The organism is Gilvimarinus chinensis DSM 19667 (assembly GCF_000377745.1).
Classification (GTDB): Bacteria; Pseudomonadota; Gammaproteobacteria; order Pseudomonadales; family Cellvibrionaceae; genus Gilvimarinus; species Gilvimarinus chinensis.
The window spans coordinates 5,001-23,413 of the sequence record NZ_KB898709.1; the positions used below are offsets into that span (position 1 = coordinate 5,001).

Consider the following 18,413-nt stretch of genomic DNA (forward strand, 5'->3'; position numbering starts at 1 on the left):
CGCAAGGTCCGAAGATCCCCTGCTTTCCCCCGTAGGGCGTATGCGGTATTAGCAGCCGTTTCCGGCTGTTGTCCCCCACTACTGGGCAGATTCCCACGCGTTACTCACCCGTCCGCCGCTCTACTTGTTCCCGAAGGAACGTTCGCGCTCGACTTGCATGTGTAAGGCCTGCCGCCAGCGTTCAATCTGAGCCATGATCAAACTCTTCAGTTTAATCTTTCAAGTGATCTTTACCCTTCCGAAGAAGGTACAACAAAGATCTAAAACTTTGCTCAAATACAGTTGAACGTATTTCTTCAATGACCGAAGTCATTTAATGAATTGTACGAGTCACTTGCATTCGATATATTGTGTTGCCACATCGACTTCGCAAGTGCCCACACGCATTGCTTGATCTAGCTTTTAAAGAACTCGGTGAGGGCTGCGCCTCGAACCGTGGGATGCGAATTATACGCATCAAATTCGTTTTGGCAAGCACTTTTTTCAAAGTTTTTTGCCGGGTTAAAAGCGCTTTAAAAAGCCTTTTAACCTTTCCCGTTAAGAGCGCTTAGCGCTTTAGCGGGGATGCGCATTATACACATCAACTTTTGTTTGTAAACCCTTAATTTCATTAAGTTTTTAACAAACCGGAAACTGAAAAACCTAACCTCAACTCCCGTCTTTCTCAGCGAAAGAGGCGCGCATTATACGCTGAACTTTTCGCTTGGCAAGCACTTTTTGAAAAAGTTTTTGCCGCCGGTTAAACCTTTAAAAGAGCACTCAAAAGAACACCTTAAAGGCCAACCTTTTTACCAACCGCGAACCCTGGAGCTCGCTGCTGGGGAGGCGCATTATACGCATCCGATCCGGCTTGTAAACACTTAATTTCAACCTTAACTTCAACTAAGTTTTTACCGCCCGGAAATCGCCAAAACCTCTGCCAATTCCCGCTCTCCCCTGGGGAAGAGGCGCGCATTATACGCACCAATCCAAACCGCGCAAGACCTAAATACAAAGTTTTTAAAAATAAACCAAACATGGTCGGAAGACACTCAAATAGAACAAAGTTCCACCAGTATAACGCCAAATTTGAAACGAGATCACGCTGAATGGCCCGCATACGGCAAGCCTTGTTACCATTAAGGCTTTAACACTGCGTGTATTTTTCTTATGTCCCTTACCGCCCTGCTGTTTGTTGCACTCGCCATGTCCACCGACGCCTTTGCCGCTGCAATAGCAAAAGGGGCACAAATGCCGAAACCCCAAATAGGGTTGGCGATTAAAACGGGTTTACTATTCGGAATTATAGAAGGGTGTACTCCACTTGTCGGGTGGCTACTTGGAAAAGCTGCCGTACAGTGGATGGCTGCGTGGGATCATTGGATCGCATTTACTCTTCTCGGCGGGCTGGGAATACACATGATCATCGAAGGTTTTAATCCCCCCGAAAACAACGATAAGCCAGAGCCAGCCAAAACACGCTATTGGACGCTTGTGATTACCGCTCTTGCAACCAGCATTGATGCCATGGCCGTGGGCGTCGGCCTCGCTTTTGTTGAGGTAAACATTTTAGCGGCCGCTGCCGCCATCGGTTTTGCCACATTCACGATGGTCACCATTGGCATTATGCTGGGCCACGCCGCTGGTGCATTTGTGGGTAAAAAAGCCGAAATAGGCGGAGGGATTATTCTTATTGTTGTGGGCGCTCATATTCTCTACACACACCTGAGCACCCACGAGTAATAACAGCTTACTCTTTATCGCTGGATGCTTGCTGATCTGGCCCTTTTTTGCGACTTGCGAAAATATTCTTACGCTTCCACCCCCACTGCACAGGGCCAGATGCCGCATACAATACCGCCATGACTAAAAGCACACGCGCCGGATCAATGGTGATAACCACAAAAATAAGTACCACTATCAGCATGGCGACAAACGGCACTCGCCCACGAAAATCGATATTTTTAAAGCTTGTGTAGCGAACGTTCGACACCATCAGCAAGGCCGCCAGCACCGTTATCACCATTGCCAAAATAGCTAACGGAAGCTCGACATTGGTATCGTGCCCGGTCCAAACCATAGCGGCCAGCAGCGCTGCCGCAGAAGGGCTCGCCAAACCTACAAATACACCTTTGTCCACCGTCCCTATCTGGGTATTAAACCTGGCCAGCCGCAACGCCGCGCAGGCGGCAAAGGCAAACGCCGAGGCCCAGCCCAGCTTACCTAAATCGACCAGCGCCCAGTTAAACACCACCAAGGCCGGTGCCAAGCCAAACGAGACCATGTCGGACAAGCTGTCGTACTGCTCACCAAAAGCACTCGAAGTGTTAGTGAGGCGCGCCACCCGGCCGTCCATACCATCAAGCACCATTGCCACAAAAATGGCGATTGCCGCTGCCTCAAAGCGCCCGTTCATGGCTGAGATAATCGCGTAAAAACCACTGAACAAGGCCGCCGTTGTGAAAAGGTTAGGCAGCAGGTATACGCCACGGTGGCGAACTCGCTTACCGTCCTCTTGTACCTCTTCTACATGCTCATCAAACGGCAGCAGACTTTCTTCATCTTCAGGCTGCGACTTGTCGATGTCTTCACTCATACATAAATACCTTAGAGCGTGCGATTAACTAGGCCCCTAGCCTATCATAAAAACGACAAACCCCTGCGCAAGGCAGGGGTTTGTGGCGGGGCAACCCCCAATTCGACCAGACCGAAACTTAGTTCTTCGACTTATCGACAATCTTGTTCGCCTGAATCCAGGGCATCATGCCGCGCAGCTTCTCACCAACCTGCTCGATTGGGTGAGCCGCGTTGTTACGACGCGCAGCAGTCATAGAAGGATAGTTGTGCGCACCTTCTGCGATGAACATTTTGGCGTACTCGCCGCTTTGGATACGCTTAAGCGCGTTACGCATAGCCGCGCGAGATTCGTCGTTAATCACCTCGGGGCCAGTCACATACTCACCATACTCGGCGTTGTTTGAGATGGAGTAGTTCATGTTGGCGATGCCGCCTTCGTACATCAGGTCAACAATCAGCTTCAGCTCGTGCAAGCACTCAAAGTAAGCCATCTCAGGAGCGTAACCCGCTTCGGTCAGAGTTTCGAAACCGGCTTTAACCAGCTCTACCGCACCGCCACACAGAACCGCCTGCTCACCGAACAAGTCAGTTTCGGTTTCGTCTTTAAAGGTAGTCTCAATGATACCGGTACGACCGCCGCCCACACCGCTCGCGTAAGACAACGCAACGTCTTTGGCTTTGCCAGAGGCATCTTGGAAGATCGCGATCAGGTCAGGAATACCGCCGCCTTTGGCAAATTCAGAACGTACGGTGTGGCCTGGTGCCTTAGGCGCAACCATAATTACATCCAGATCTTTACGCGGTACGATTTGGTTGTAGTGAATAGCAAAACCGTGGGCGAATGCCAGAGTAGCGCCCTCTTTCAGGTTTGGCTCAATCTCTTCTTTATAAAGCTGAGCTTGAAACTCGTCTGGAGTCAGAATCATAACCACTTCAGCACCGGCAACCGCTTCGGCAACTTCCGCTACCTTAAGGCCGTGCGCTTCAGCTTTCGCTACAGAAGATGAGCCTTTGCGCAGACCAACGGTTACATCTACACCCGAATCGTTCAGGTTGCAGGCGTGGGCGTGGCCCTGAGAACCGTAACCGATGATGGCAACTTTTTTGCCCTGAATAATAGAAAGATCGCAATCTTTATCGTAATAAACCTGCATAGCAGACTCCTATAAAAGAGGATGAATAGAAAAATCCCGTGCAGTGTAGTGAATACATGGCGTTACGTAAAATGATATATTCGCAACTTAATATTGCAAAAACTGAAACGCACTATGGATATTCACAAGCTCAAGCTGTTTACCGCTCTGGCTTCAGCCGGGCACTTTGGCCGGGCCGCCAGTGCCTGCCATGTGAGCCCTTCTACTATTAGCCGTAACCTAAAACAATTAGAAGAAGAGCTGGGCACCGAACTGGTGCTGCGCGACAACCGCTCTGTGGCACTGACCGAGCAGGGTCAACAGTTTTTGCAGTTTGCGCGCGAAACATTACAGCAATGGGAAACCTTCCAGGAATCCCTATTGGCGGGCAGCCAACAGTTGCGTGGTCAAATCAGCATTTACTGCTCGGTAACCGCCAGCTACAGCTTTTTATACGACATTCTCACCGAGTTTCGCCGCCACCATCCGGGCATCCATATAAAGTTGCACACAGGCGACCCAGCCCAGGCCATTGAACGAGTCACGGCAGGATTTGAAGATATCGCCATTGCCGCACGCCCCGACCGCCTACCCGCCGGGCTGGACTTTAAGCCCATCGCCGAGTCGCCACTGGTGTTTATCGCGCCCCAGCAACAAACGGTGAGTCAAACCTGGTACCAACAACCGGTGATTGTTTCCGAAGAAGGGTTAGCCCGCGAGCGTTTTAATACATGGTGCAAAACACAGGATCTGACCCCGAACATCTACGCGGAAGTTAAAGGTAACGAAGCCATTGTCAGTATGGTGAGCCTGGGTTTTGGGGTAGGACTGGTACCGTTAATTGTATTGGAAAACAGTCCATTAAAAGACAAGGTGCAACGCATCAAACATCAGCCTGACTTAGGGCCGTTTGAAACGGGCATTTGTGTACTGGAAAAACGGCTTAAAAGCCCGATAGTCTCGGCGCTTTGGCAGCAAATTGCGGAAAAAAACAGTCTTCTACCTTAACCATAGAAACTAAAGAAAATAATCGTTTTCAATACCCAGCACTTCCAGCACATCAACGCCTGTCATACCGGCCCGCGCCGCCGCCTCAAGTCCAAGCTTTGCGTCTTCAAACACCACGCATTTTTCCGGCGCTACGCCCATCAGCTCAGCGCAACGTAAAAAAGTATCCGGTGCGGGCTTGGGATTAGCGACAAGATCAGCACCGACGATATGATCCAGCAAATGGGCAATCCCACAATGCGTGATAATGCCCCTCGCCTCCTCCGTATAAGCACCCGTGCCTACACTCATCGGCTTTTTGCCCGCGTATTGCTCCGCCACCGCCAAAAGTGCCGTAGGCTTGACGTACTGCTTCGCCACCTTGGCCACGACAGCCTCTTTGTAGTCGTTCATCTCCTCAAGACTGGCCGGAGCCTGCAAGCCATACTTCTCCAACACTATCTCGATGGTTCCTATGGTAGGAACGCCCGCCAGAGAACGCATTAGCGGGCGATCAATGGGCAAGCCGTAGTGGTTTAGAGTTTCCGTCCAGCCCACTTCATGCAACTGACCACTATCCACCAAGGTGCCATCCATATCGAAAATAATTGCATCGTATTGATCAAACAAGGGAATACCTGCTACAGCTATTGAGTGGGGGCCATACCTTAGCACTACCTTTATATAAGCGTCAGCAAAGAACCAGCTTTGATCTTGCGCGCCGTTTCTCAAACAGTGCCAAACCACCGCGCAAAGCACACCCAACACCACAAATGCCTACAAAATCATCAACTTGCCCGCCGAGGTGATAATTTTAAATTTTTCTTCGTGAAAGCGTTGACAAGCTTTAGGCGCAACCGTATAGTGCGCCACCTCAGCTTTAGGCACACGCCAAAAGCTGGATGCCCAGGTGGTGAAATTGGTAGACACGCTAGCTTCAGGTGCTAGTGGCCTCACGGCCGTGGAGGTTCAAGTCCTCTCCTGGGCACCATATTCAAAGAAAGGCTGAATCCTCTGGGTTCAGCCTTTTTTATTGGCTGGACATCCCGTTACACAACGTCGAGGACCTTCGTCCTTCGTCGCTCCCGGCATCCTACCTAGCGCGACACTTGTGCATCCATGCACATCGTCCTGGGCACCAGATATCAAAAGCCTCGATCATTTGCTCGGGGCTTTTTTGTATGCCCTGCAAAACCAGCCAGAACCCGCTTCAACTTAAAGTATCCAAGCCGTCGCAGTGGGAGCACAAAGCAGCACTTTGCAAATGCTCGCCAGACCATATGCTGGGCGCGCGCTCATTAGACTATCGTTTTAAATTGACCTTAGTGAAAACCTTCCCTTTTTACCCTGCCACTGAATCAGCTACTTGAAACAAATTCTTTTACTGCAGATAACTCGCCAAAGGCTTCATGCACCAAAGAATTCCTACCTCAGGGCTGGATCAAATCGAGCGATACCACCTGACATTACATTTACCGTTTAGGGCTGGCACCACGATGAAAACTCTGCAAGCCTTTAGCTGGTCAGCCAAAGCAGCTTGTAATCACTAACGACTGACAAGTACAAAGAGGCAACCTTTTCTGATTCATCGTAGAAAGTAGAAGCAAAAAATTAGCGATAGAGCTCTCACAGGAATACATGATGAGAATCACCCAAAGCTCGTCGAAGGGAGTTTATATATCCATGCAAACACGAGCGCTCTTGGTTAATCGAGAGCGCAAGAAGTCTTCACGACCACCGGTTAAAACCAGCAAAAGTGCCAGACTAAATGAAACGAACCAGTCCGGCACTTGCCATATAGAAGCAAGACTGACTAGGAAGGAACATAAAGGAAAACGCCTTAGCCACGTCCAACGGCAACCTCTTTAATCATGGCCATATGACGCTGAATAGCATAACTATCGCGCGCCGTTACCACGGATGAACTTGCCCTGCCCGCAAGCAGGTCGTTGGTGACGGCCTGAGCTTCGTAATGAAAACCCTCGGTAGCACGCTTATCTACAAAGTGATCGACTCGATCATCCAACACATACAGAGACGCTTCGCGTGCGCGCCAAAAATCAGGGATAGCGATATAGCCTTGTTCACCAATAATGTAAGCCCAGTTTTGCAGCTTACAGCGGAAGGACGTACCCAAGCTCGCAACGGATTCTGGATAATTAAATAAGATGGCCAGATCGTCTTCGATCCCGTTAGGCGCATGACGGGCCATCACCTGGAGTTCCGTCGGGTCTTGCTTCATAAATAGCCACGCCAAAGCTACGGGATATACCCCCATTTCCAACAGACAACCGCCTGCCAAGTTCGCACCGTACACCCGCTTTTTAGAATCGAAAGGAAGCTGAGGGTACCCAAAATCCGCTTTAATCTGGCAAATGCGTCCAATGCGACCCTCTTTTACCCAACGCAAAGCCGTTTGCACCGGCGGCAGAAAGTACGTCCACATCGCTTCCATCAGGTAGCCACCTGTACGCTCGGCGACACGCTGTAGCTCTTCGCATTCTTCGGGGGTTACCGTCATCGGCTTTTCACACAATACCGCTTTGCCATGCTCTAACGCGGACTTGGCGTGCTCAAAGTGCAAATTGTGGGGAGTCCCGATGTAAATCACATCGATTTCTGAATCCGCCAGCAGCGGTTCATAACCTGCGTAGGCCTTCTCTATACCGTACTTGCGGGCGAAGGCGCGAGCGGTGTCACCATTGCGGGCAGCCACAGCATGGATTACCGCATTTTCCACCGCGCTAAAGTCCTCGGCAAATTGCCCCGCAATGTTGCCCGCACTTAAAAGCCCCCAGCGAATAGTTTGGCTCATGACGTTTCTCTCCTGGTAAATTCTGCTTCTAATTGTTCTAGGGTTTTACCTTTGGTTTCCGGCAGCAACCAATACACCAACACCAACCCAATAATGGCAAAAACACCGTAGTTCAAGAAAGTAATGGCGGATCCCCAATTAGACAGCTGCCACGGAAACACAAATTGCACCAAAAAGCTGACGCCACTGTTAATCACTCCGATAAAGGCCATACCAATGCCACGTAAATGATTGGGGAAAATCTCCGACAGCAAGACCCACATCACCGGCCCTAACGACACCGCAAAAGAGGCCACAAACCCAAGAATACCGATCAGGATTAACGTCGGCTGCATATTGATAGCCGCTTTAATAATTTGCCCTTGTTGTTCACGTAATTCACTTTCGCTGAGATGCTCTCGCAAAGCCCGCTTAAACGCTACATCGCTCTCGTACACCACCCCCTCTAATGGCTGCAAACGGCTTTTTAACTCTGTGCTTTCAATTTCAACGGCCTGAGCATCGTCTATCACATAAGTGGCCTGCTTAAACCCATAGGCGCACACGGTCATGCTGATGACGACCCCCAGCAACCCCACAAGCAACAGCGGTCGCCTGCCATAGCGATCTATGCAAAACATCGCCACCAAGGTGAACACCACATTGGTTACGCCCACCCAAATAGCCTGAGCAAAGGCGGCATTGGTACCCACACCACTTTGCTCAAAAATGGTCGGCGCATAAAAATATATCGCGTTGACCCCGGTAATCTGCTGTGCAACCCCAATCACAAGCCCCACCACCAGCGCGAGACGTACACTCGGTTTCATTAACCCCGACAGCCGCTTTAGGAAAGGTTCCATAGCGCTGGAGTGGCTCGCGCGAATTTCACGCACTTCTTGCTCTGCATCCACGCCGGGCATCAGTTTGTGTATCACGCGTTGCGCGCGCTCAGGTTGATAATTTAAAACCAACCAACGAGGGCTTTCGGGTATGCGCAACAACATTAATACGTAAATACCGGCGGGCAGTAGCTCAATACCAAGCATCCAGCGCCAGGTGTTCGAATCCAAACCAATCGAACCCACCCAATCAGCACCAGAGGCCGCTGCTTGCAACAGGGCATAGTTGACAAAATAGGCGGCCGAAAAACCCACTACAATATTCAGTTGATTGATTGACACCATGCGCCCACGCTGAGATGGGTGAGATATCTCAGCTATATAAATCGGCGCCAGGGTTAACGAACCAAACCCCAACCCACCGATAAAACGGGCCAACGTGATGGTAAGAAAATCAGGGGCCAACGCAGAGAAAGCGGCTGACACGGCGTAAAGCATGGCGATCACTAACAGTATCGGCTTGCGTCCAAACCGGTCACTTAACGGCCCGGCGGAGCCACCCGCGATAATGCCACCTAAAGTGGGCGAAGCGACCACCAGGCCCATCTCCCAATCGGATAAAGCAAAGTCCGCCGCAATGGCGTTAATGGCTCCAGAAATAACAGAGGCATCGAAGCCGAAAAGAAACCCGCCTAAAGCGACCACAACCGCCAGGCGAAATGTCTGAGCTGTGCCGCTCACTGGTGCTGTCGGCACTGCCGTGGTCGGTTGACTCATACATCACCCCCTGCCAGCCGATCTTCCACTACCGAACTGGTCTCGAACTGATAACGCATGTTGCGATAAACACACACATCGGTGATATTTTCCGGCGTACCTTGAGGACAGCAGCGGTAATTAGTGGACACCCGATAGCCCCCGACAACGGGGCGTACCCGATGCCAGGTATGGCCATGAAGCATCACTAAGGTCCCTTTTTTAGGCGTCAGCACTATTTGATCTGCGAACTCTTCGTTCACGTCACCCACAGTGATCGTGCCCCGCCGATGAGAGCCGGGGACAACCAGTGTCTGGCCACCGATCTCTTCACTGATATCATCTGTGTAAATTAGCCGATTAACATTGAAGCGGGCGGCGCTTTCCTGCGGATCACAGTCCTGATGCCAAGCCTGACCTTTGGTTCCCTTGCGGGAAAACATGGTCATGCAGTACAGCGAATACCACCCCTCGCCTAAAATCGCTTGGGTCAGCGCCGTAAGGCGGGGATCATTCTCCGCCACATCGAAGGCATTCTGCCCCTCTTGCTGGGGAAACCAGGGAATGACTTCCGTCGCAGACTTATTCAGGAACTCTTCCGTATGAAGAAATGCCGGGCTCGAGCCAAAATGACCAACAATGAGTTCCTGGTATTGATCCATCAATTCAGACTCAAAAAAATCTTCCAGTACCAGATAACCATCGCGCCAGAATTGTTGGGCTAACGCTTCGTAGTTCATAAAACCCCCAGAACCATAGGTATTCGTTATTGTTAAGTCAGGTATCAACAGCGCAATTAAGCCGCACTCACTGATCGTGCTCGTGCGGCCTATTAATGTTATTCGTCTCGTTGGTAATAAAAATGATGAAAATCAGCGGCCCGCGCGGTGCCGGTTAAATCCTGACACGCCATACCAATAAAGGTACCGGTAAAACTTGCGCCCTCGCCTTTACCCGCCTCGCAAGACAAATGCCGGTAATCTAACGTAACAGGCAACTCACACCATTCACTATCGTCGTATCGATAGCTGAAGGTCAGCTCGGCCCGTCTGATGACGGCTTTTAAGTGTATTTTTTTGTTTGACTCTAACGCAATCGGTGCCATCGGGAAACTCGCTTCCAGCCCCAATTTTGCATCGCAGGACATGATCGCCAACTGCTTGCCAAGCGCCTCATCGTGAGAGATGTATAAATAATGAAACTTCTGCGAATTGTAATAACACACCAGGCCAGCCATTTGCTGAAAGTTTTCTGGATTAAATTCCACCACAGCGCCCGCTTCGCAGCTTAAGCTGTCTTGGCGTAAGGCTACTAATGACGATTCAAAATGACTTCCCAAAGATTCTCGCCCAAACAGCCGCAAACACCCCGCCCGCTCCGTCAAACTAAACAAACGTTCATGGCGCGGAGTTCGCAACCACTGGAACGCTTGAGGCAATTCGCTGTTTGTAAAATCAAAATCGGTCGCTTCCGCTGGCCACGGGTGTTCTGGCAGGTTCGGTGCCTGAACCGAGGTTTCCGGCAAGTTCGACTCATTGTCGAGGCGCAGCCAGCCTTGATCATCCCAGCGCACTCGCTGTATCGCCGATTCTCGTCCTAATGGACTGAAGCGATCCTCAGGCGATAACGGCCGCGAACACAAGTGAACCGCATAGTGTTCACTCCCGTTAGGCGTATCCACTACCGCGCCATGGCCGCATCTTTGTATGGCAAGCTCGGGGTTATCTTTGGCGGTAATAAAGTGACCATTGGGGTCCAGCTCGTAAGGGCCGGTTAAAGAACGCGAACGGGCTAAGGTCATTGCATGATCGTAGCCTGTACCGCCTTCAGCCGTCAGTAGATAGTAATATCCATCGCGTTTGTATATATGGGGTCCTTCCGTAAACCCTAACGTCGAACCTGCAAAAATATTTTTCGCGGTGCCGATAAGCCGTTGCGATGACACATCGTACTCCTGCAGTAAAATTCCACCGAAAAATGTTCGCTCGGGCCGATGATCCCACACCATATTCACAAGCCATTTGCGGCCATCCTCATCGTGAAACAGCGAAGGGTCAAAACCACTGCTGTTGAGGTACACCGGATCGGTCCAGTCACCATCAATACGCTCGCAAGTAGTGAGGTAATTGTGAGTATCTTTAAAATTACCATCAAAGCGTTTTACATCAGTGTAAATAAGCCAAAAGCGTCCGTCTGCCCAACTGAGGCACGGAGCCCAAACACCGCAAGAATCGGGTTCACCCGTCATATCCAATAACGCAGGGCGGTTAAGTGGACGACTCACCAAACGCCAGTTTTTCAAGTCGCGAGAATGGTGAATTTGCACACCGGGATACCACTCGAAAGTAGACGTGGCAATATAAAAATCATCGCCAACTCGAACAATAGAAGGGTCAGGGTTAAAACCCGGTAAAATGGGGTTACGAATATTTTGATTCTTCATGGCGTAACTTCTGCCTATTACTGATGGTAAGGTCTATCGGTGCACAGTGAGCGTTACACTCACCGAGCTGCGTGCGCGTACAAAACGCAATTACGGCCCACTCAGTCATTACCACTTCAACTTGAGGGGTCGTGCAATTTCACAATGCTTTCAATTTTTTATGCTGTATCGTTTTTTAAATTCACCCCTACCGGCCACAAACTAACGCCTCAGCAAAAAATAGCTGCCCGCAGGCAGCCCAAGGCACTTAGGGAGGAGGGTTACCTCTTACTAAGTCTAGCTTTGGAGAGCTCAGCTAGAAGATTGCGTAAACTACTTAGAGTCCAATCCGTCAACCACTCATTTCCTAACGGGGCACTTACGACGCTATACCAAGTATCACCACCGGTTTCAGGCACTCTAGAACCATTCAAATTTCGTTATCGTTAACGTTAACAAAAGTGCCTTACTGAGGTCAATAAATAATTAACTCAAGCGGTGAAGGCTCTCGTAAATCGATCAAATTTACGCAGAATAAAGAGCCGCTGCTTACGCATCGAAAAACTAAAAAACAACGAAGGCAACTCAAAGAGGCAAGCTTTTTAAAGCCAACCCCTGACTACTCACTAAGAAAAGCACCAGCGGCAAAGCAAACTTGTTTTAATGCTGCAACACTCAATGATTCGAGGGCATGCACCTAACATTAAGCGTATAGGCGCGCCTTGCCAAGTCGACCCCACCAAACCCTGATGCGACCTTTACGCTGAAAGATAGCGTTTTAAAAACTCCGCGTGACTGGGTAACTTGGCAATATGCGACTGCACGCCTTGAGATAACTGCTTTAGCAGTGCGGCCAGCTCACTCTCTGGCATTTCATCCACAACGGCGTGATAGGTTTTTGGAATGAGCCCCTGCCCGATCATCACCTGAAACCAAGAATCGACAAACAGCTCGCCATCTTCCAGAAAGAATCGCCCCGTTTGCTGAAATTGCTCCATACGATGTGCCAGAGAGTCAGGCACGCTCATGGTGCGACAATGTTGCCAGAATGGCGAATCACTTCGCTCGGTCAAACGATAATGTAAAACGATAAAATCCAACACCTGACGATATTCGGAATCCGCCCTTCGGTTAAATTCATCGCGGTCCAATGCGCAATCAATACTATCTGGAAACAACTTAATGAGCTTTAAAATATTCTGCTGAATAAGGTGAATACTGGTGGACTCCAAAGGCTCCAAAAACCCGCCAGCAAGCCCCAAAGCAATACAGTTTTTATTCCACTGAAGCTTCCGCTTTCCTGTCACAAATCGAATTTTATTGGGCTCTGATGTCAGCCCTCCTTGGACGGAGTGATTTAATAAATTTAGCGCTTCATCGTCTGGCAAATAATCACTGGAGTACACAATCCCGTTACCTCGACGATGCTGAAGAGGAATCTCCCATCGCCAGCCAGCCTTGTGCGCGACTGCGCGAGTATAGGGCTTAGGGTCTCCGGTTAACTCAGTTTGCAGAGCAATCGCCCTGTCGCAGGGTAACCAATGGCTCCAATCTTCATAACCTGTCTGCAATGTCTGCTCAATCAGCAACGCTGCAAAACCCGTGCAATCTATAAACAAATCACCGTCAACACTCTTGCCGTTATCCAAGGTAACCGACAGAATATTGCCGCTATCTTTGCACTGATTCACACGTGTGACTTTGCCCTCTTCCCGTATGGTTCCGTTACGCTCAGCCATTTTCCGTAAATACTGACCATATCGAGTAGCATCCAGGTGGTAAGCGTAGTTCAAGCCACTGTCAGGGCCTATTGCAAATCTATCCGCTTGGGCAGCCTGGACTTCACGACAATATCTTCCAAACGATTCAGCGAGCCCCAGCTCGTCACCGCGTCGCCAAAAATTATGGAAGCCCGCGGCCCAATAGTTTTTACCGGTTTCACCAAAACCGTGGATGTACTTATGCTCCGGTGAACGCCAGCCCTCAAATTGAATTCCGAGCTTAAACGTGGCTTGAGTCTCTCGAATAAAATCGCGCTCATTAATTCCCAGCAGCTGATTAAAGAATTGCAGTGTCGGTATGGTCGCCTCACCGACACCCACGGTACCGATGGAATCCGATTCCACGAGAGTAATTTTTAATCTCTTAAAAACCTTGCTTAACGCTGCGGCGGCCATCCAGCCTGCGGTGCCACCTCCAACAATGGTTAACGATTCGACTCTCTGGCTCATATCCAACCTCTGTTATTATTTTGACTCAACAAAAAGAGCCGCTATCGCTTATACGATAGCGGCTAAATATCACTAACAACAAGTTTGGTTAAGTGTCACGACTAGAAAGAATAGCGTGCACCCAATGCATACCGAGCACCTTGCTCACCATAAAATACCAGCATGTTGTCAGTGCGCCCATGTACACGAACATCTTCTTCGGTGATATTCAATCCTTCCAAGAAGATAGACAAATTATCCGTCAGGTCATAATTAACAGAAATATCTACCTGACCATAGGCTTCGGTATACACCGGTTCTTGCTGACCATTACCCTGAGCGGTTCCGCTTAAGAAATCGTCGCGCCAGTTGTAAGCAATACGAGCCTGGAGACCATAGTTATCATAGAAAGCAACCACGTTAGCCGAATCGCTCAAGCCCAATAGGGCAAACTGGTTTTCATCGATAACGTCATTGTTATAGCCAATATCGCCATCCACAGTAGTGAAGTTAACAATACCCCCAAAACCTGACTCGCCAAACATGTGCTGCAGCGCAAACTCAAAGCCATCGATAGACGCTTCTTTTTCATTGACCGGTACACGTATGGTGTACATCAATGGGTCGTAACTACTGCGATCTCCCAGCAGCTCACCGCTGGTTCCGTCAATCCAACCTTGCGCCACATAATAGTCGCGAACATCCTGACCAAAGTTATCAACTGACGCTTGAGCAGCCGCCTCTTCGTAACGAGGACCGGTTGCGGGGTTTACCACTGAGGGGAACAGCACTTCGTTTTCAATGCTTGTGCCGATAAAATTTTCTACGTCTTTTTGGTAATAACCCAGAGAAACATAGCTGCCTTCGCCGTAATACCATTCGGCGGAGAAATCAAAGTTAGTGGATTCAAACGGATCCAGATCCGGGTTCCCCGAGCCTGCGGTGCTGTTACCATAAGTACGCGCCTGAGGGCTATCCGGAATAGCCGTGCCCTGTAAATCGCCATAGTTAGGGCGCGCAATTGTCTGACTAAACGAGGCACGCACAACGACGTCTTCTGTAGGCTGGATGGAGAAATCAATATTGGGCAGTAAATTATCGTAAGAGCCCGTTCCCTCACGGAAAATTCCACCATCGGCCTGTAATAGCAATTCGTTCGGCGTGCGCCACTGACCGTTAAAATAATTCGGCAACAAAGAGTTAGACGTTACGTCAGTTTCTTCGTAGCGCAAACCCAGTGCCAGGTCAGTCGGCATACCGGCACTATCCCAGCCCAGGTTGACTTGAACGTAAGCGGAAGACTGCTCTTCTTCCATGCGGTTATCAACCGCGTATTCAGGGTTAATGCAAAGAGTCCCCGGATCACAGAAAGTAAAAGCATTACCACCAGCGCCCTGACCATCGGGGTACTGCTCGTAAAAGCGCGCAATATCACCGGCAAACTGATCGTAATTTACATCAACAAATTGACCATAAACCCCGCCAGCAGACAAATCATCAAACTCCCCCGCCAAGCTTTTAAATTCAAACGCGGAATCATCAAAGTTATTGTCGCCATCACCTGCAGCTGAGTTCCAGTCGCCGCCGATATTGGTGTAACCCACACCACCCCAGTTACCCCCCTGATTGAGGCTAAACGCTGTGCGGTTTTCTATTTTGGTCGCCGCCAAGCCAAAATCCAAACTCTTAACCACAGACTCATCGAACTCGTAGCTACCGTCTAACTTAACCTGATCGATTTCCGTTTTCTGGTATGAGTTACGGTGACTGGTACCCGTAGCAATAATATCGCTTGCCGTAAGAGCACCATCGTCCATTTCGACTGTCATTAACGGTAAGTCTTGGCTGAAATCGACGGTCGTTCTGGTTCGGGTAAATGCAGCAGCGGTCGCCACATTGTCACTGCCACGATAATCCTGAGGCTTGGCTTCGGCCTCCGACGAGTGCGCGTCTAATGCCAGGGTGAGGTTGTCGGTCGCTTGCCACTCTACATTTAAGCCCAAAGAATCCATCTGGCTGTCGGTGCCCCAGCTGCCAACACCAAAACCAACGTCGCAACAGTCTGGAGCCACCAAATATGAGGGAGTAACGACACTGCTTTCGCTGTATAACTCGCTCTCACCTTGAGAACTGAAGCCACCACCAAACCAGGCTGAAAGCTCTTGACGCTCACGATCTACGGACTGCTCTGTGTAGGTGTAATCAGCAGTGGCCGTAATGCTATCCACAGGCTGCCATTGCAAGGTTGCCTGGGCGTTGGTGCGCTCGCGCGAATAATCATCCACACGGTACATATAATTTTGCGGGGTAGACATTAAATCGCCAGCGGCTACCGGGTAGGCATCGATCAGCGCATCGCCCTCACCGACCCGCAAGCTGTTCCAGCCGGAGGAAACAGTGCCAGATAACTGCGCTGAATCGCGCTTTTGGTAGCTCGCTGACACCGCAACACCGAAGGTATCGTCAGCAAAGGTGTTGCTGTAAATACCGGAGATCTCAGGGGTTACATCGTCACCTATACGATTGGTGCTGTCGGCAACGGCTTTAACCCCAAAGCTCGCGTTCAATCCGGCGTTTTCCAGCGGACGAGTCGTTTTAATATTAATGGTCGAACCTATGCCACCGGTGGTTAAGTTCGCCTTGCCGGTTTTATAAATCTCAACACCACTGACGCTTTCCGCAGCCAGCTGAGAAAAGTCAAAAGAGCGGGAGTTATTCGTACCCGTTTCCCCGAGGTTAGCCGTGGGCATTTGACGACCATTGAGGGTGATCATGTTGTAATCGGGCCCAAAACCACGAACGGTCACACGAGAACCTTCGTTGTTCTGCCGATCAATAGACACACCGGTCACCCGCTGTAGCGACTCAGCCAAGTTAGTGTCGGGGAAATCACCAATATCCTCAGCGGAAATGGCATCAACCACACCCTGAGAGTCGCGCTTCACATCCATCGCCCTATCCAAAGAGGCGCGAATACCGGTAACCACTACCTCTTCTAATAACCCAGCATTAGCTTGACCATTTTGCGCCATGGCTCCAGTAGCGCCCCCGCCCATCACCAAGGCAATGGTCGAGGATAAAAGACGTTGTTTTACAGTGAGTTGGCTCATTATTTTTTTACTCCAGTTATAGGCTTAACAATGAACTGGAAATGGCCTCGCCTCCATATCCAGTAAGCGCACTGAAATGCGCGTTACCGTTAACGTTAACAAAGGCTCTCAGAGCGCGTCAATAGAATTTTTAACAATTACATTCCCCCCCTAATGCTTAGCGGTCTTTAGCTGTTTCGTAGCACTGAAAACCCAATGAGCTTACTCAGCAGCCGTTGAACCCCGCTGCACAAGAGCGTGGGCCAATACTTCCCGTTTTTGCAGCTTTATCCCCAATACGCTATCGGCCTTAACCACTTCAATTAACAAGTTAACAGACTCAGAGGACAGCTCTTCAATCGGCTGACGCACGGTTGTGAGCTGAGGAAAAATCGAGGTGGCAATGTTCGTATCGTCAAAACCTGCAACGGCCAAGTCCTCAGGAACCCAAAGACTGCGACGGTGTGCCGTTGCAATGACCGCGCTGGCCATATCATCATTACTGGCAAAAATTGCCGTCACAGGTTTACCGGCATCCAATATTTTCGCGCAGGCCTTCATCCCACTGTTAAAAGAGAAGTCCCCCTCTGCGACAAGCGCCTCATCAACGCTCAAGCCATGCTTGCTCATGGCATCCTGAAACCCTTTGTAACGGCTAACGGCGATTCCTTGGTGGGTATCCCCCTTTATGAATCCGATTGATGAATGCCCTTGCGCAATCAAATGCTCGGTCATTTCAAAGGTGGCCCGGTAGTCGTCGATAGAAACGTAGGAGGATCGCTCCAACTCTAAACCCGGCCCCACACGCACGTAACGCACACCGGCTTTATCCAGCGCATCTAACAAGGGGACATATTCACACAACGGCGGAGGGATGATCATGCCATCCAGCTTGTAACGTTTGGTTAGCTCGTCAACCACAGCCTCCACATCATTGTCCCCGTAAGAGCAAGGCTCAATGACGAGGTGATACCCCAGCTCATTGCAGCGCTTAAGAACGCCAATCAGATACTGGCTGATGTAGCTACCGAGAGAGTTATCGTAAAAAAAACCGATCAGATAAGACTGCGCCCCAGATAAGCTGCGAGCTGACGCATCCAAGCGATAGTTTAACGCCTCTACCGCTGCCATTACCTTGTCATAAGTGGCGGCCGCCACCCGATCTTTATTAAGAACCCGTGAAACCGTCATTAAAGACACGCCAGCTCTTTCGGCGACATCTTTCATAGTGACCCGTGTCGATTTACCCGCGCGTTGTTTTTTACTCATCAAATACTCAGTAAACAAGTTTCCAGCGAATCGGCAGCAGACGACTTGCCGTTAACCGTGATCAGATTAGTCCGGTGTACCCCGGCGCCCTTTAGTACCACAAACAACGCCACATTACCATTTGCTATCGTGGCAAGGCAGCACACGAGTACAGAATTAGTGTCGCGCCTTGCTACTCCAAGCCTTTTGAAATCCGTTTTTTCTAGAGCATCCATCCTGACGACTGAATTTAATGCGCTCGCGTCGAGTTCGACTTTCTCCCACAAGTTCAGATGAGCGTTTGCAAGCCCTCATCAATAGGCGATTTGCATAATCCTGACTCAGTTCAGCAAAACTCGAACACCTTCGGCCATAA

Annotated in this window: 13 protein-coding genes, 1 tRNA gene and 1 rRNA gene (1 of these 15 only partly in view); 3 read left to right on the forward strand and 12 right to left on the reverse strand. The window is 50.0% G+C overall.

The annotated features are described in order from the left end of the window. Both D568_RS0111585 and D568_RS0111590 read right to left on the reverse strand, forming a co-directional pair. A 16S ribosomal RNA gene (locus D568_RS0111585) occupies nucleotides 1–213 on the reverse strand; it reaches 1,323 nt to the left of the window's first position. A gap of 559 nt (nucleotides 214–772) precedes the next feature. Further along, nucleotides 773–1,099, reverse strand: coding sequence for a hypothetical protein (locus D568_RS0111590; RefSeq protein WP_020209767.1), 327 nt, complete (start codon nucleotides 1,097–1,099; stop codon nucleotides 773–775). A 50-nt stretch (nucleotides 1,100–1,149) separates the two neighbouring features. On the opposite strand from D568_RS0111590, the gene D568_RS0111595 reads away from it, so the two are divergent. Continuing rightward, entirely contained in the window at nucleotides 1,150–1,722 is a 573-nt protein-coding gene (locus tag D568_RS0111595; protein ID WP_020209768.1) for a manganese efflux pump MntP, read from the forward strand. A gap of 7 nt (nucleotides 1,723–1,729) precedes the next feature. Here D568_RS0111595 and pssA read toward each other — a convergent pair whose 3' ends face one another. Continuing rightward, on the reverse strand, nucleotides 1,730–2,575 hold the full coding sequence (pssA, locus tag D568_RS0111600; RefSeq protein WP_020209769.1) for a CDP-diacylglycerol--serine O-phosphatidyltransferase: 846 nt from the start codon (nucleotides 2,573–2,575) through the stop codon (nucleotides 1,730–1,732). Between the two features lie 118 nt (nucleotides 2,576–2,693). Next, the gene (gene ilvC, locus D568_RS0111605) at nucleotides 2,694–3,710 is read right to left on the reverse strand and encodes a ketol-acid reductoisomerase (RefSeq protein WP_020209770.1); all 1,017 of its coding nucleotides are present in this window, start codon (nucleotides 3,708–3,710) and stop codon (nucleotides 2,694–2,696) included. A 114-nt stretch (nucleotides 3,711–3,824) separates the two neighbouring features. On the opposite strand from ilvC, the gene ilvY reads away from it, so the two are divergent. After that, nucleotides 3,825–4,697 (forward strand): HTH-type transcriptional activator IlvY, encoded by an 873-nt coding sequence (gene ilvY, locus D568_RS0111610; RefSeq protein WP_020209771.1) that lies wholly within the window; start codon nucleotides 3,825–3,827, stop codon nucleotides 4,695–4,697. 9 nt (nucleotides 4,698–4,706) lie between these two features. Here ilvY and D568_RS0111615 read toward each other — a convergent pair whose 3' ends face one another. Further along, a complete protein-coding gene (locus D568_RS0111615) occupies nucleotides 4,707–5,306 on the reverse strand; it encodes an HAD-IA family hydrolase (RefSeq protein WP_026287008.1) in 600 nt (199 codons plus the stop codon). A 274-nt stretch (nucleotides 5,307–5,580) separates the two neighbouring features. Here D568_RS0111615 and D568_RS0111625 point away from each other — a divergent pair. Further along, nucleotides 5,581–5,667: transfer RNA gene (locus D568_RS0111625), tRNA-Leu, on the forward strand. An 849-nt stretch (nucleotides 5,668–6,516) separates the two neighbouring features. On the opposite strand, the gene D568_RS0111635 is transcribed toward D568_RS0111625, so the two are convergent. The 7 genes from D568_RS0111635 to D568_RS0111665 all read right to left on the reverse strand — a co-directional run bounded on the left by D568_RS0111635 (nucleotide 6,517) and on the right by D568_RS0111665 (nucleotide 18,058). Continuing rightward, nucleotides 6,517–7,491 (reverse strand): Gfo/Idh/MocA family protein, encoded by a 975-nt coding sequence (locus D568_RS0111635; protein WP_020209775.1) that lies wholly within the window; start codon nucleotides 7,489–7,491, stop codon nucleotides 6,517–6,519. Next, nucleotides 7,488–9,089 (reverse strand): sugar porter family MFS transporter, encoded by a 1,602-nt coding sequence (locus tag D568_RS0111640; protein ID WP_020209776.1) that lies wholly within the window; start codon nucleotides 9,087–9,089, stop codon nucleotides 7,488–7,490. The genes D568_RS0111635 and D568_RS0111640 overlap by 4 nt, the downstream gene beginning before the upstream one ends. After that, nucleotides 9,086–9,808, reverse strand: a complete 723-nt coding sequence (locus D568_RS0111645) for a phytanoyl-CoA dioxygenase family protein (protein WP_020209777.1) — start codon at nucleotides 9,806–9,808, stop codon at nucleotides 9,086–9,088. The genes D568_RS0111640 and D568_RS0111645 overlap by 4 nt, the downstream gene beginning before the upstream one ends. 98 nt (nucleotides 9,809–9,906) lie before the next feature. Further along, complete coding sequence (locus tag D568_RS0111650) at nucleotides 9,907–11,511, reverse strand: glycoside hydrolase family 43 protein (RefSeq protein WP_020209778.1); 1,605 nt, start codon at nucleotides 11,509–11,511, stop codon at nucleotides 9,907–9,909. Nucleotides 11,512–12,248: 737 nt separating this feature from the next. Continuing rightward, nucleotides 12,249–13,721, reverse strand: coding sequence for a tryptophan halogenase family protein (locus D568_RS0111655; protein WP_020209779.1), 1,473 nt, complete (start codon nucleotides 13,719–13,721; stop codon nucleotides 12,249–12,251). Nucleotides 13,722–13,822: 101 nt separating this feature from the next. Next, on the reverse strand, nucleotides 13,823–16,810 hold the full coding sequence (locus D568_RS0111660; RefSeq protein WP_020209780.1) for a TonB-dependent receptor: 2,988 nt from the start codon (nucleotides 16,808–16,810) through the stop codon (nucleotides 13,823–13,825). 201 nt (nucleotides 16,811–17,011) lie between these two features. After that, nucleotides 17,012–18,058 (reverse strand): LacI family DNA-binding transcriptional regulator, encoded by a 1,047-nt coding sequence (locus tag D568_RS0111665; RefSeq protein ID WP_020209781.1) that lies wholly within the window; start codon nucleotides 18,056–18,058, stop codon nucleotides 17,012–17,014. Nucleotides 18,059–18,413: the final 355 nt, after the last annotated feature.